13 protein-coding genes are annotated in these 13987 nt (G+C 71.3%); all 13 read left to right on the top strand.

Annotation, left to right across the window (positions count from 1 at the left end):
• Positions 1-32 precede the first annotated feature (32 nt).
• The 13 genes from rpe to ACYVF4_RS00480 all read left to right on the top strand — a co-directional run bounded on the left by rpe (position 33) and on the right by ACYVF4_RS00480 (position 13939).
• The gene (gene rpe, locus ACYVF4_RS00540) at positions 33-725 is read left to right on the top strand and encodes a ribulose-phosphate 3-epimerase (RefSeq protein ID WP_460718703.1); all 693 of its coding nucleotides are present in this window, start codon (positions 33-35) and stop codon (positions 723-725) included.
• A 47-nt stretch (positions 726-772) separates the two neighbouring features.
• Complete coding sequence (locus ACYVF4_RS00535; protein WP_460718701.1) at positions 773-1036, top strand: phosphoribosyl-ATP diphosphatase; 264 nt, start codon at positions 773-775, stop codon at positions 1034-1036.
• 38 nt (positions 1037-1074) lie between these two features.
• Positions 1075-1917, top strand: coding sequence for an ATP phosphoribosyltransferase (gene hisG, locus ACYVF4_RS00530; protein ID WP_460718699.1), 843 nt, complete (start codon positions 1075-1077; stop codon positions 1915-1917).
• Positions 1917-2705, top strand: coding sequence for an imidazole glycerol phosphate synthase subunit HisF (hisF, locus tag ACYVF4_RS00525; RefSeq protein WP_460718697.1), 789 nt, complete (start codon positions 1917-1919; stop codon positions 2703-2705). Before hisG ends, hisF begins: the two co-directional genes overlap by 1 nt.
• Positions 2702-3055, top strand: a complete 354-nt coding sequence (gene hisI, locus ACYVF4_RS00520) for a phosphoribosyl-AMP cyclohydrolase (protein WP_460718695.1) — start codon at positions 2702-2704, stop codon at positions 3053-3055. The genes hisF and hisI overlap by 4 nt, the downstream gene beginning before the upstream one ends.
• Complete coding sequence (locus tag ACYVF4_RS00515) at positions 3052-3675, top strand: Trp biosynthesis-associated membrane protein (protein WP_460718693.1); 624 nt, start codon at positions 3052-3054, stop codon at positions 3673-3675. Before hisI ends, ACYVF4_RS00515 begins: the two co-directional genes overlap by 4 nt.
• A 42-nt stretch (positions 3676-3717) precedes the next feature.
• A complete protein-coding gene (locus ACYVF4_RS00510; protein ID WP_460718692.1) occupies positions 3718-3948 on the top strand; it encodes a DUF6704 family protein in 231 nt (76 codons plus the stop codon).
• Between the two features lie 2 nt (positions 3949-3950).
• Positions 3951-4727 (top strand): indole-3-glycerol phosphate synthase TrpC, encoded by a 777-nt coding sequence (gene trpC / locus ACYVF4_RS00505; RefSeq protein WP_460718690.1) that lies wholly within the window; start codon positions 3951-3953, stop codon positions 4725-4727.
• A gap of 50 nt (positions 4728-4777) precedes the next feature.
• Positions 4778-5977 carry a tryptophan synthase subunit beta gene (gene trpB / locus ACYVF4_RS00500; protein WP_460720701.1) on the top strand — a complete coding sequence of 400 codons (1200 nt, stop codon included), beginning with the start codon at positions 4778-4780 and terminating at the stop codon, positions 5975-5977.
• Positions 5974-6768 carry a tryptophan synthase subunit alpha gene (gene trpA, locus ACYVF4_RS00495; RefSeq protein ID WP_460718688.1) on the top strand — a complete coding sequence of 265 codons (795 nt, stop codon included), beginning with the start codon at positions 5974-5976 and terminating at the stop codon, positions 6766-6768. The genes trpB and trpA overlap by 4 nt, the downstream gene beginning before the upstream one ends.
• Before the next feature lie 54 nt (positions 6769-6822).
• Positions 6823-7806 carry a prolipoprotein diacylglyceryl transferase gene (gene lgt, locus ACYVF4_RS00490; RefSeq protein WP_460718686.1) on the top strand — a complete coding sequence of 328 codons (984 nt, stop codon included), beginning with the start codon at positions 6823-6825 and terminating at the stop codon, positions 7804-7806.
• Between the two features lie 72 nt (positions 7807-7878).
• Positions 7879-12480, top strand: a complete 4602-nt coding sequence (gltB, locus tag ACYVF4_RS00485; protein ID WP_460718684.1) for a glutamate synthase large subunit — start codon at positions 7879-7881, stop codon at positions 12478-12480.
• Positions 12473-13939: a glutamate synthase subunit beta gene (locus ACYVF4_RS00480; protein ID WP_460718682.1), complete on the top strand. Its 1467-nt coding sequence runs from the start codon at positions 12473-12475 to the stop codon at positions 13937-13939. The genes gltB and ACYVF4_RS00480 overlap by 8 nt, the downstream gene beginning before the upstream one ends.
• Positions 13940-13987 lie beyond the last annotated feature (48 nt).

Here is a 13987-nt window from a genome sequence, read left to right as displayed (position 1 = left end):
GCCACCGCGCGGCGCCTCGGCATAATGGTCGGGTGCGCCACCTCGACGACAACACCGGCTCCGGCATCCGCATAAACCCCAGCATCCTGGCGGCGGACTTCGTCAACATGCAGACGGAGCTCGCGCGCATCGCACGCGCCGACTTCGTGCACGTGGACGTCATGGACAACCACTTCGTGCCGAATCTGACCTTCGGCCCCCAGATGGTCGGGCGGATCCAGCAGACCAGCCCCGTGCCGCTGGACGTGCACCTGATGATCGACGCGCCGGACCGCTGGGCCCCGGAGTACGCCGAACTCGGCGCGGCCTCGGTGACGTTCCACCTCGAAGCCGCGAGCGAGCCGGTCGCCCTCGCCCGCGCGCTCCGCACCCGCGGAGCGCGCGCCGGCGTCGCGGTCAAGCCCGCGACCGCCGTGGAGTCCCTCTTCGACGTGCTGGACGAGTTCGATCAGATCCTGGTGATGACCGTGGAGCCGGGCTTCGGCGGTCAGTCGTTCATGCCCGAGACGATGCCGAAGCTGCGCGCTCTCTCCGACGAGGCGCGGCGCCGGGGCTCACAGGTCTGGCTCCAGGTCGACGGCGGCATCGGCGAGTCCACGATCGCGCAGGCCGCCGAGGCCGGCGCGGACACGTTCGTGGCCGGATCGGCGGTCTTCGGCGCGTCGGACCCGGATGCCGCCATCGCGGGCCTGCGCGCCGCCGCGGCCCGTCACCACCACGGCTGAGCGGTCGTCCGGCGTCGCGGCGCCGCGCGGTTCGCTACCCTTGCAGAGTGAAGACGTTCGACGGACTGTTCGCGGAGCTGACGGCCAAGGCCACCGAGCGACCCGAGGGTTCCGGCACCGTGGCGCAGCTCGACGCGGGCGTCCACGCCATCGGCAAGAAGATCGTCGAAGAGGCCGCCGAGGTCTGGATGGCGGCGGAGTACGAGTCGTCGGACGCCGCGGCCGAGGAGATCTCGCAGCTGCTCTACCACCTGCAGGTGCTCATGGTCGCCAAGGGCCTGACCCTCGAGGACGTCTACCGACATCTGTGAGCCGTCCCGCCCGCCCGTCCCCCTCCAGAAAGCCCACCATGCTCCGCATCGCCGTGCCGAACAAGGGTTCGCTCGCCGAGACCGCCGCCGACATGCTCACCGAGGCCGGCTACACCGGCAGGCGCGACCCCAAGGATCTGCACATCATCGACCCGGCCAACGAGGTCGAGTTCTTCTACCTGCGCCCCAAGGACATCGCCACCTACGTCGGGTCGGGGGCGCTGGATGTCGGCATCACCGGACGCGACCTGCTGCGTGACGCGCGGATGCCGGGGGCTCGTGAGATCGAGGCCCTGGGCTTCGCCGGGTCGACCTTCCGCTTCGCCGCTCCTCCGGGACGCTTCCGCGAGCTCGCCGACCTCGAGGGCGTCCGCATCGCCACCTCGTACCCGGGTCTGGTGGACTCCTTCCTCGACGGCCACGGCATCGCCGTCGACCTCGTGCCGCTGGACGGCGCGGTGGAGTCGGCGGTGCGCCTCGGCGTCGCGGACGCCGTCGCCGACGTCGTCGAGACCGGAACCACCCTGCGTCAGGCGGGCCTCGAGGTCTTCGGACCCGAGATCCTCCGCTCCGAGGCCGTCCTGGTCGCCGGGCCCACCGAGGTCCCCGGCACCGATACGCTTCTTCGCCGCCTGCGCGGCGTCATGGTCGCCCGCCGCTACGTGATGGTCGACTACGACCTGCCCGTCGCCCTGGTGGACCGTGCCGTCGAGATCGCCGGGGGAGTGGAGTCGCCCACGATCTCGCCGCTGCGCGACCCCGAGTGGGTCGCGGTGCGCGTGATGGTCGCCCGCACGACCGTCAACCGCGTGATGGACGACCTGTACGCCCTCGGCGCGCGCGCGATCCTGGTGACCGCGATCCACAACGCGAGGCTCTGATGGCCCTGGTGTGCCGCGTCATCCCCTGTCTCGACGTCGCCGCCGGGCGCGTGGTGAAGGGCGTGAACTTCGAGAACCTCCGCGACATGGGGGACCCCGTCGAGCTCGCCCGCGAGTACTTCCGCCAGGGCGCGGACGAGCTGACGTTCCTCGACGTCACCGCCACCGTCGACGAGCGATCGACCACCTACGACGTCGTCCGGCGGACCGCCGAAGAGGTGTTCATCCCGCTGACAGTGGGCGGGGGAGTGCGCACGGCGGACGACGTGGCGCGCCTGCTCGGGGTGGGGGCCGACAAGATCGGCGTCAACTCCGCCGCGATCGCCCGCCCGTCGCTGCTGGATGACATCGCCGACCGGTTCGGCGCGCAGGTGCTCGTGCTCTCGCTCGATGTGAAGCGCTCGCCGACCACCGACTCCGGCTTCGTCGTGACCACCCACGGCGGCCGGACCGAGACGACCCTCGACGCCCTCGCGTGGGCGCGCGAGGCGATCGAGCGCGGCGCCGGCGAGCTGCTGGTCAACTCCATCGACGCCGACGGCACGAAGCAGGGCTTCGACCTCGAGCTCGTCTCGCTCATGCGCGAGGTCTCCAGCGTCCCGGTCATCGCCTCGGGCGGTGCCGGCAGGGCCGAGGACTTCGGCCCCGCGATCCGCGCCGGAGCGGACGCGGTGCTCGCGGCATCCGTCTTCCACTCCGGTCAGCTCACCGTCGGCGATGTCAAGCACGCGATGCAGGCCGCCGGCATCGAGGTCCGTCAGGCCGCCGTGGACGGGGCACGCTCGTGAGCGCGTCGCTGCAGGAGCGCATCGATCGCGTGGCCTTCGACGACGACGGCCTGGTCGCCGCGATCATCCAGCAGTGGGACAGCGGCGAGGTCCTCATGCTCGGCTGGATGGATGCCGAGGCCCTGCGCCGCACGCTGACCGAGGGTCGCGTGACGTTCTGGTCCCGCTCGCGTCGCGAGTACTGGCGGAAGGGCGACACCTCGGGGCACATCCAGCTCGTCAAGAGCGCCCGCCTGGACTGCGACGGGGACGCGATCCTGGTCGCGGTCGAGCAGGTGGGCGCGGCCTGCCACACCGGCACCCGCACGTGCTTCGACGCGGTCGACCTCGAGGCGGTCCCCGCCACGTGATCCGCCGCGCGCGTCTGCTCGCCGTCGTCGGCATCCTCGCCCCAGCCGCCCTCGGGGTCGTCTCGGCGACCCAGGTGTGGGTGACGGCGACCCTCGCGGACGGCGCCGCGGAGCCGCTGCAGGTCGCGGGCGCGGACGCGGTCCCCCTGCTCACGCCGCTGAGCCTGGCGGCGCTCGCCCTGGGAGCCGCACTGAGCATCGCCGGCAGGATCCTGCGCTACGCCTTCGGCGTGCTCTGCGTGCTGCTCGCCGCGGCGCTCGGCGCCCTCACCGTCCCCGTCGTCGCGGCGCCCCCGGTGAGCTCGGTGGCGTCCTCGGTGACCGAGGCGACCGGAATCACGGGGCTGGCCGCCGTCGCCGAGCTGGTGGTTTCGCTCGTGGCGACGCCGTGGCCGGCGATCGCCCTGGCGGCGTGGCTCGTGCTGCTCTCCGCGGGCGTCCTCGTGCTGCTCACCGCCCACCGGTGGAGCGCCAGCGACCGCCGCTACCGCTCGGCGGCAGAGGCCGGGAGCGGGGCGCGCGAGGCACGGATGCCGGCCGCCGGCGAGACCGCCCGACGCCGCGTCGACGCGATCGACTCGTGGGACGACCTGTCCCGCGGCGACGATCCGACGGCGTGAACCCGCTAGACTTTCACCGCCCGACACCTCCGGAGGAGATCAATGAGCCACCCCATCGGCGACCCCGGCCACGGACACTCGCCCGCCGCCTGGACCGCTGTCGTGATCATGCTCGTCGCCATCGCGATCGGCACGGTCGCCTTCTTCTTCGCGATCGAGTGGCTCGTGTGGGCATCGGCGGCTCTCGTGGTCGTCGGTGCGATCGTCGGCTGGGCGATGGCCCGGGCCGGCTACGGTGTCGGCGGCGCGAAGTACGCGGCGAAAGAGCACTGATCATGCTCGCCGACCTCACGGCCGGCGCGGTGGAGGATGCCCGTACGCGCGCATCCGAGCGCCCGCAACGAGACGTCGAGGCGGCTGCGCTGTCACGGCCGCCCGCGCTGGACGCCCTCGCCGCCCTGGCACCTGCATCCCGGGTGAAGATCATCGCCGAGGTCAAGCGCGCGAGCCCCTCGCGCGGCGACCTCGCCGACATCCCCGACCCCGCCCGCCAGGCCTCGCTCTACGAGACCGGCGGCGCCTCGGCGATCTCGGTCCTCACCGAGGGCCGGCGCTTCAAGGGCAGCCTCGCCGACCTCGAGGCCGTGCGGGCCGCCGTAGGCGTCCCGGTGCTGCGCAAGGACTTCATCGCCACCGAGTACCAGATCCTCGAGGCGCGGGCGGCGGGCGCGGACATGGTCCTGCTCATCGTCGCCGCGCTCGAGCAGCCGCTGCTTCGGCGACTGCACGAGTTCACCCGCCAGCTCGGCATGACCCCGCTGGTCGAGACGCACTCGGCGGACGAGGTCGACCGTGCCGTGGATCTCGGCGCACGACTGGTCGGCGTGAACGCCCGCGACCTGTCGACGTTCGAGCTGGACCGCGACCTCTTCGGCCGTCTGGCGGACAAGCTGCCGGCCGACGCGGTGAAGATCGCCGAGTCGGCGGTGCTCACCCCTGACGACGTCGCGCACTATCGGCGCGCCGGCGCCGACGTCGTCCTCATCGGCGAGGCGCTCGTCACGGGCGACCCCGTCGCCACCCTCACCCGATTCCTGGAGGCAGGACAGTGACTCTCCGCGAGGCGACCGGTCCGTTCTTCGGCGAGTTCGGCGGCCGCTACATGCCGGAGTCGCTCATCGCCGCCATCGACGAGCTGACCGCGGAGTACGACGCGGCCAAGGCGGACCCGGCGTTCGCGGCCGAGTTCTCGCACCTGCTGCGCAGCTACGCCGGCCGCCCGTCGATCATCACCGAAGTGCCCCGCTTCGCCGAGCACGCCGGGGGAGCGCGCATCTTCCTCAAGCGCGAGGACCTCAACCACACCGGCTCGCACAAGATCAACAACGTCCTCGGGCAGGCGCTGCTGACCAAGCGCCTGGGCAAGACGCGCGTGATCGCCGAGACCGGCGCCGGCCAGCACGGCGTGGCGACGGCGACCGCCGCGGCCCTGTTCGGCTTCGACTGCACCATCTACATGGGCGAGGTCGACACCGAGCGGCAGGCTCTCAACGTCGCCCGCATGCGCCTGCTGGGTGCCGAGGTCGTGCCGGTCAAGACCGGCTCGCGCACCCTCAAGGACGCCATCAACGACGCGTACCGCGACTGGGTGGCCAGCGTCGAGACGACGAACTACATCTTCGGCACCGCCGCGGGACCGCATCCGTTCCCCGCCATGGTGCGCGACTTCCAGAAGGTGATCGGCGAAGAGGCGCGCGAGCAGCTGCTGGCCGAGGTGGGACGCCTTCCCGACGCGGTCCTGGCGTGCGTGGGCGGCGGCTCCAACGCCATCGGCATGTTCGACGCGTTCCTGGACGACGAGGGCGTGGCCCTCTACGGCGTCGAGGCGGCCGGCGACGGCGTGGACACCCCCCGTCACGCCGCATCCATCGAACGCGGCCGCCCGGGCATCCTGCACGGGGCGAAGACCTACGTCCTGCAGGATGAGGACGGCCAGACGGTGGAGTCGCACTCGATCTCGGCGGGCCTGGACTATCCGGGCGTCGGCCCCGAGCACGCGTGGCTCGCCTCGATCGGCCGCGCCACCTACATCCCCGCCACCGACGACGAGGCGATGCAGGCACTGCGCCTGCTCTCGCGCACCGAGGGGATCATCCCCGCGATCGAGTCCGCCCACGCCCTCGCGGGGGCGCTGCGGATCGGGCGAGAGCTCGGCCCCGACGCCGTCCTCGCCGTGAACCTCTCGGGCCGCGGCGACAAGGACATGGACACCGCAGCCCGCTACTTCCACCTCTACGACGCCGAAGCCGTGCCCGAGACGCCGGCCGCCGACGAAGCCAAGGGCGAGGGGATGAAGCTGTGACCTCGCGCGTGGCGGCGGCCATCGACGCCGCGAAGGCCGAGGGCCGCGGCGCGTTCGTCGCCTACCTCCCGCTCGGGTTCCCGGACCTGCAGACGAGCATCGAGGCGGCGGTCGCCCTCGTGGAGGCCGGAGTGGACATCCTCGAGCTCGGTCCGCCCTATTCCGACCCCGTGATGGACGGCACCGTGATCCAGGAGGCCACGCAGGTCGCCCTGGAGGCGGGGTTCAAGCTGCGCGACACTTTCACCGCCGTCCGCGAGATCACGCGGCGCGTGGACGCCCCGGTCCTCGTGATGACCTACTGGAACCCCGTGCTGCAGTACGGCGTCGACCGCTACGCCGACGATCTGCTGGCCGCCGGCGGCGCCGGGCTCATCACGCCCGACATCACCCCGGATGCCGCGGGGGACTGGATCGCGGCGAGCACCCGGACCGGGCTCGACCGCGTCTTCCTCGCCGCGCCGACGTCCACCGACGAGCGCCTCGACCTGATCGTCTCGCACTCCACCGGGTTCGTGTACACCGTCTCGACGATGGGGATCACGGGGGAGCGGGCGGAGCTGGACAAGGCCGCGCGCAGACTCGTCGAGCGCCTGCGCGCCCACGGCGCCGGGCACGCGTGCGTCGGCATCGGGATCTCCACCCCCGATCAGGTCTCCGGCGTGCTGGAGTACGCCGACGGCGCGATCGTGGGCACCGCCCTCGTGCGGGCGCTCCGCGACGGGGGCCTCGACGCGCTGCGCGCCGAGGCGGCCGCCCTCACCGCGGGCACCGCGGCCCCGGCGCTCTAGACTCTCCTCGTCGGCCGACGCCGACGCCCTCGACAGCCAAGGACTCGATCCGCCATGATCCATGCCGCTCACACGCTCGCCGGCAGCGTCGCTGCCAGCATCCCGAGCCCGTCCGTCAGCTACATCGACCTCGGGCCCCTGCGCATCCACTTCTACGCGCTGTGCATCATCGCGGGCATCATCGTCGCCGTCCTGCTGACCAACCACCGTCTGACCAAGCGGGGCGCCGAGCCGTGGGTGGTCATCGACATCGCCCTGATCGCGGTGCCCGTCGCGATCGTCGCGGCCCGGATCTACCACGTGCTCACCCACTGGGACTTCTACTTCGGTCCCGGAGCGGACCCCCTCACGGCGCTGTACATCTGGGAGGGCGGCATCGCGATCTACGGCGCCCTCCTCGGCGGTGCGGTCGGGGCATGGCTCGGCTGCCGCTGGACCGGCATCCGCTTCTGGACCTTCGCCGACGCGCTGGCCCCCGGAATCCTGCTCGCCCAGGCGATCGGCCGGTTCGGCAACTGGTTCAACCAGGAGCTGTACGGCCTTCCCACGGATCTGCCCTGGGGCCTCGAGATCGACAGCGACAACGCCGCCTTCCCGCCGGGACTCGCCGCCGACACCCTCTTCCACCCCACCTTCCTGTACGAGGTCGTCTGGAACGTCGCCGGCGTGATCGTGCTGCTGTGGCTCGGCCGCGGCCGCCGCATGCAGTGGGGGCGCCTGTTCGGGGCGTACCTGGCGTGGTACAGCGCGGGGCGCATCGTGTGGGAGTCCATCCGCATCGACCCCAGCGAGATCATCCTGGGGCTGCGCACCAACGTGTGGGCGGCCATCTTCGGCGTCGTCATCGGCCTGGCGATCATCGTCGTGCAGAAGCGGCGGCACCCCGGCTACGAGCCCTCGCCGTACGTCCCCGGCCGGGAATGGACTCCCGAAGATTCTGTACAATCACAGGAAACCGATGACTTCGTCGACGTCAGCGAACCGCCGACAGCCGAGGTCCCTGCGAGCGCAGCCACAAGCACCGCCACCCCGAAATAACGCATGCTCCGCGTCGCGGAGCACCCCGGGCCGACGTCGTCCCATCTGAGCATCAACGTGAGGACGGTTGGTATGGCTTCGAGCCCCCGTCACGACGCCTCTGCGCAGGCGAGCAACGCGACCCGACTGGACGCGTTCCCCGCCAAGCAGGGCATGTACAACCCCGATTTCGAGAAGGACGCGTGCGGCCTGGCGATGGTCGCGACGCTGCGCGGTCACGCCGGTCACGACATCATCGACCTGGCGCTGACGGCGCTGCGCAACCTCGAGCATCGCGGCGCCATCGGCTCGGATGCCGGAACCGGTGACGGCGCCGGCATCCTGACGCAGATGCCCGACGCCTTCCTGCGCGCCGTGGTCGACTTCGACCTGCCGGACGTGGGGCAGTACGCCGCGGGCATGATCTTCCTGCCGCAGGACGACGAGGAGCGCGCGGCGCAGAAGGCGGGCATCGAGCGCATCGCCGCCGCCGAGAACCTCGTCGTGCTCGGCTGGCGCGAAGTCCCCACCGCCGAAGAGAACCTCGGCAAGCTCGCCTTCGCCGCCCGTCCCGTCTTCGAGCAGCTGTTCGTCTCGCGCCCCGCCGTGGGGGACACCCCCGCGCTGTCCGGACTGGCGCTGGACCGCCGCACGTTCCGGCTGCGCAAGCGCGCCCGCAACGAGCTCGGCGCCTACTTCGTCTCGCTGTCCTCGCGGACGCTCGGCTACAAGGGTATGGTCACCACGCTCCAGCTCGAGCCGTTCTACCCGGACCTGCAGGACGAGCGGTTCGCCTCGGAGCTGGCGGTGGTCCACTCCCGCTACTCCACCAACACCTTCCCGTCATGGCCCCTGGCGCAGCCGCTGCGCATGCTCGCGCACAACGGCGAGATCAACACCGTCAACGGCAACCGCAACTGGATGCGCGCACGGCAGTCCCAGCTCGAGTCCGAGCTGCTGGGCGACATCGAGCCGCTCCTGCCGATCTGCACCGAGGGCGCCAGCGACTCGGCATCCTTCGACGAGGTGCTGGAGCTACTCACCCTCACCGGTCGCAGCCTGCCGCACGCGATCATGATGATGGTGCCCGAGGCATACGAGAAGCAGGCCGGGATGGACCCCGACCTGCGCGCCTTCTACGAGTACCACTCCGGCCAGATGGAGCCGTGGGACGGCCCCGCCGCCCTGATCTTCACCGACGGCACCCTGGTGGGCGCGACGCTGGACCGCAACGGCCTGCGTCCCGGTCGCTGGACCGAGACGACCGACGGCCTCATCGTCATCGGCAGCGAGACGGGCGTGCTCGACTTCGAGCCGGCCCGCATCAAGCGTCGCGGGCGCCTGCGTCCCGGACGCATGTTCCTCGTCGACACCGCCGAGGGCCGCGTCATCGAGGACGACGAGATCAAGCGCCAGCTCGCGACTCTCGAGCCGTGGAAGGAATGGCTGGATGCCGGCCGGGTGCGCCTGGCGGACCTGCCCGAGCGCGAGCACATCGTCCACCCCATCGCCTCGATCACCCGCCGCCAGCGCACCTTCGGCTACACCGAGGAAGAGGTCAGGATCCTCCTCGCGCCGATGGGCCAGAACGGCGCCGAGCCGCTGGGCGCCATGGGAAGCGACACCCCCGTCGCCGTCCTCAGCGACCGCCCGCGCCTGCTGTTCGACTACTTCACCCAGCAGTTCGCCCAGGTGACCAACCCGCCGCTGGACTCGATCCGCGAAGAGGTGGTGACGTCGCTGTCGCTCGGGCTCGGTCCGGAGCGGAACCTGCTGACGTGGGGCCCGGACCACACGCGCACCGTGACCCTCGACTTCCCCGTCATCGACAACGACGAGCTGGCCAAGATCCAGCACATCGACACGGCGCTGCGGGGGCGCAGCTCGGTCACCATCCGCGGGCTCTACCGCGTGGAGGCCGGGCACAAGGGCATGCAGAAGCGGCTCGCGCAGATGTGCGTCGAGGTCGACCAGGCCATCGAGGACGGCGCCGAGTTCATCGTGCTGAGCGACCGGGACTCCAACAAGGACCTGGCCCCGATCCCGTCCCTGCTGATGCTCGCCGCCGTGCACCACCACCTCATCCGCAACCAGACGCGGATGAAGGTGGGCCTCGTCGTCGAGGCAGGCGACGTGCGGGAAGTGCATCACATCGCCACGCTCATCGGCTACGGCGCCTCGGCGGTGAACCCCTATCTCGCGATGGAGACGGTGGAGTACCTGGTGCGCGCCGGCTCGATCACCGGCGTCACGCCCAAGAAGGCGGTCAAGAACCTGATCTACGCGCTCGGCAAGGGCGTGCTGAAGATCATGTCCAAGATGGGCATCTCGACCGTGTCGTCGTACGCCGGCGCGCAGGTGTTCGAAGCCATCGGCCTGTCGCAGGACTTCGTCGACGCCTACTTCACGGGCACCGAGACAAAGCTCGGGGGCGTCGGGATCGACGTCATCGCCGCCGAGAACGCCGCGCGCCACGCCTACGCCTACCCCGAGGACGCCGCCGTGCGCGCCCACGAGCGGCTGTGGACCGGCGGCGAGTACCAGTGGCGCCGCGACGGATCCCCGCACCTGTTCAACCCCGAGACGGTGTTCCGGCTGCAGCACTCCACGCGCACCCGCCGGTACGACATCTTCCGCGAGTACACCAAGCTGGTCGACGACCAGGCGCACGAGCTGAAGACGCTGCGGGGCCTGTTCCGGCTGAAGACCGAGGGACGAACGCCGGTCCCCATCGACGAGGTCGAGTCCGTGGCGTCGATCGTCAAGCGCTTCTCGACCGGAGCGATGAGCTACGGCTCGATCTCGCAGGAGGCGCACGAGACCCTCGCGATCGCCATGAACCGGATCGGGGCGAAGTCCAACACCGGCGAGGGCGGCGAGGACGTCGACCGGCTGCTCGACCCCGAGCGCAGGAGCGCGATCAAGCAGGTCGCGTCGGGCCGGTTCGGCGTGACCAGCATGTACCTCACGGAGTCGGACGACATCCAGATCAAGCTCGCCCAGGGCGCCAAGCCCGGCGAGGGCGGTCAGCTGCCGCCGACGAAGGTGTACCCGTGGGTGGCGCGCACGCGCCACGCGACGGCGGGCGTGGGACTCATCTCTCCGCCGCCCCACCACGACATCTACTCGATCGAGGACCTCAAGCAGCTGATCTTCGACCTCAAGCGCGCCAACCCCCGCGCCCGGGTGCACGTCAAGCTGGTCAGCCAGTCGGGCATCGGGGCGGTCGCGGCGGGCACGGCCAAGGCGCTCGCCGACGTCATCCTGGTCTCGGGTCAGGACGGCGGCACGGGCGCGAGCCCTCTGAACTCGCTCAAGCACGCGGGCACCCCGTGGGAGCTCGGCCTCGCCGAGACCCAGCAGACGCTCATGCTCAACGGCATGCGCGACCGCGTGGTGGTGCAGGTGGACGGCCAGCTCAAGACCGGCCGCGACGTCATCGTCGGCGCCCTGCTGGGTGCCGAGGAGTTCGGCTTCGCCACGGCTCCGCTGGTGGTGTCCGGCTGCATCATGATGCGCGTGTGCCACCTCGACACCTGCCCCGTAGGCGTCGCCACGCAGAACCCCGTTCTGCGCGAGCGGTTCACCGGCAAGCCGGAGTTCGTCGTGAACTTCATGGAGTTCATCGCCGAGGAGGTCCGAGAGTACCTCGCCGAGCTCGGCTTCCGCACGCTCGACGAGGCGATCGGCCGCACCGAGCTCCTGGACGTCGACGGCGCCATCCGCCACTGGAAGGCCAGCGGACTGGACCTCGCGCCCGTCATCGGCGGCCCGGTGTTCAGCGCCGAGGAGCCGCGCCGCAACCTGCGCCCGCAGGACCACGAGCTCGAGGACCACTTCGACGTCGCGCTCATCGAGCGCGCGCAGGACGTCATCGCCCACGGCGGTCACGTCGAGATCTCGCTGCCGGTGCGCAACACCGCCCGTGCGGTCGGGACGATGCTCGGCCACCACGTGACCCGCGCGCACGGCGAGAACGGCCTGCCCACCGGCTCCATCGAGGTGTCCCTCACCGGCTCCGCCGGGCAGTCCTTCGGCGCCTTCCTGCCGGCGGGCATCACGCTGCGCCTCGAGGGCGACTCGAACGACTACGTCGGCAAGGGCCTGTCGGGCGGGCAGATCGTGGTCCGCCCGCCTCGCGACGCACGCTTCGACGCCTCGCGGAACGTCATCGCCGGCAACGTCATCGGCTACGGCGCGACGCAGGGCACCATGTTCCTGCGCGGTGTCGTGGGGGAGCGGTTCTTCGTCCGCAACTCCGGCGCCACGGCGGTCGTCGAGGGTGTCGGCGACCACGCCCTGGAGTACATGACCGGCGGCCTGGCCGTCATCCTCGGCGCCACCGGGCGCAACCTCGGTGCCGGCATGTCCGGCGGCACGGCGTACGTGTACCGCCTGGACCACGAGCTGGTGAACCGCGAGGCGCTGGCCGCGGGCGAGCTCGTCCTGGGCGAGCTGGGCTCGGGCGATGCCGAGATCCTGCGCGACCTGCTGGAGCAGCACGTCGCCGAGACCGGGTCGACGCTCGCGCAGGCGATGCTCGACGACTTCGACATCGAGCTCGGCCGCTTCGTGCGCGTCGTCCCGCGCGATTACGCCGCCGTGCTCGAAACGCGACAGGCGGCCGTGGCCGAGGGGCTGGACCCCGACGGCGACGTCGTCTGGAGCCGCATCCTGGAGGTGACGGGTGGCTGACCCGAAAGGCTTTCTGAAGGTCACCGAGCGGGAGCTCCCGCCGCGGCGGCCGGTGCCGGTCCGGATCATGGACTGGAAAGAGGTGTACGAGTCCGCCGACTCGGGCGTGATCCGCCGCCAGGCGGGCCGCTGCATGGACTGCGGCATCCCGTTCTGCCATCAGGGCTGCCCGCTGGGCAACCTCATCCCCGAGTGGAACGACCTGACCTGGCGGGGTGAGGGACGCGCGGCCATCGAGCGGCTGCACGCGACCAACAACTTCCCCGAGTTCACCGGCCGGCTGTGCCCGGCACCGTGCGAGAGCGCGTGCGTGCTGGGGATCAACCAGCCCGCGGTGACCATCAAGCAGATCGAGGTCTCGACCATCGACGAGGCTTTCGCCAACGGCTGGGTCGAGCCCGAGCCCCCGGGGCGCCTCACCGGCAAGACGGTGGCCGTCGTCGGCTCCGGACCCGCCGGCCTGGCCGCCGCCCAGCAGCTCACGCGCGCCGGTCACACCGTGGCGGTGTTCGAGCGGGACGACCGCATCGGCGGCCTGCTGCGCTACGGCATCCCGGACTTCAAGATGGAGAAGCGCCACCTCGAGTCGCGCCTTCGTCAGATGCAGGACGAGGGGACCCGCTTCCGTGCCGGCGTGGAGGTCGGCAAGGACATCTCGTGGGCGGACCTGCGTGCCCGCTACGACGCAGTCGTGGTCGCCACGGGCGCCACGATCCCGCGGGACCTGCCCATCCCGGGCCGGGACCTCGCCGGCGTCCACTTCGCGATGGAGTACCTCGTGGAGTCGAACAAGGCGGTCGCCGGGGATTCCGTGCCTCACCAGATCTCGGCCGAGGGAAAGCACGTCGTGGTCATCGGCGGCGGCGACACCGGCGCCGACTGCATCGGCACCGCCCACCGCCACGGGGCGCTGAGCGTGACGAACCTCGCCATCGGTAAGCAGCCCCCGTCGGAGCGCCCGACCCACCAGCCCTGGCCCATGGCGCCCACCGTCTTCGAGGTGCAGTCCGCGCACGAAGAGGGCGGGGAGCGCGCCTACCTGGCCTCGACGGTGGAGTTCCTCGGCAACGACGCGGGCGAGGTGCGCGCGCTGCGCGTGGCCGAGACCGAGTTCGTCGACGGCCGGCGCGTCCCGAAGAGCGGCACCGAGCACGAGATCCCCGCCGACCTCGTCCTCATCGCGATGGGCTTCACCGGTCCCGAGCGCGCGATGCTCGAAGAGCAGCTCGGCGCCCAGTTCACCGACCGCGGCGTGCTGCGCCGTGACGACGACTACCAGGCCACGGCGCCCGGCGTCTTCGTCGCCGGTGACGCCGGGCGGGGCCAGTCGCTCATCGTGTGGGCGATCGCCGAGGGCCGCGCCGCCGCCGCGCGCGTCGACGAGTACCTCATGGGAGAGACCGAGCTGCCCGCTCCGGTCCGTCCGACCGATGTCGCCATCGGTCTGCAGCACGCGTAGGCTTGCCACGGCCTTCGGCCACCCCGAAACCCCTCGAAGAAAGCACGG

This window comes from Microbacterium aureliae (assembly GCF_054780155.1).
The sequence above is the reverse complement of the archived record's forward strand: the minus strand, read 5'-3'. Positions and strand labels throughout refer to the sequence as shown.

Bases quoted from the DNA above. Each gene is read 5' to 3' on its own strand.
- hisG (WP_460718699.1), top strand. From the start codon at position 1,075: ATGCTCCGCATCGCCGTGCCGAACAAGGGTTCGCTCGCCGAGACCGCC.
- hisF (WP_460718697.1), top strand. From the start codon at position 1,917: ATGGCCCTGGTGTGCCGCGTCATCCCCTGTCTCGACGTCGCCGCCGGG.
- ACYVF4_RS00510 (WP_460718692.1), top strand. From the start codon at position 3,718: ATGAGCCACCCCATCGGCGACCCCGGCCACGGACACTCGCCCGCCGCC.
- trpC (WP_460718690.1), top strand. From the start codon at position 3,951: ATGCTCGCCGACCTCACGGCCGGCGCGGTGGAGGATGCCCGTACGCGC.
- trpB (WP_460720701.1), top strand. From the start codon at position 4,778: ATGCCGGAGTCGCTCATCGCCGCCATCGACGAGCTGACCGCGGAGTAC.
- lgt (WP_460718686.1), top strand. From the start codon at position 6,823: ATGATCCATGCCGCTCACACGCTCGCCGGCAGCGTCGCTGCCAGCATC.
- gltB (WP_460718684.1), top strand. From the start codon at position 7,879: ATGGCTTCGAGCCCCCGTCACGACGCCTCTGCGCAGGCGAGCAACGCG.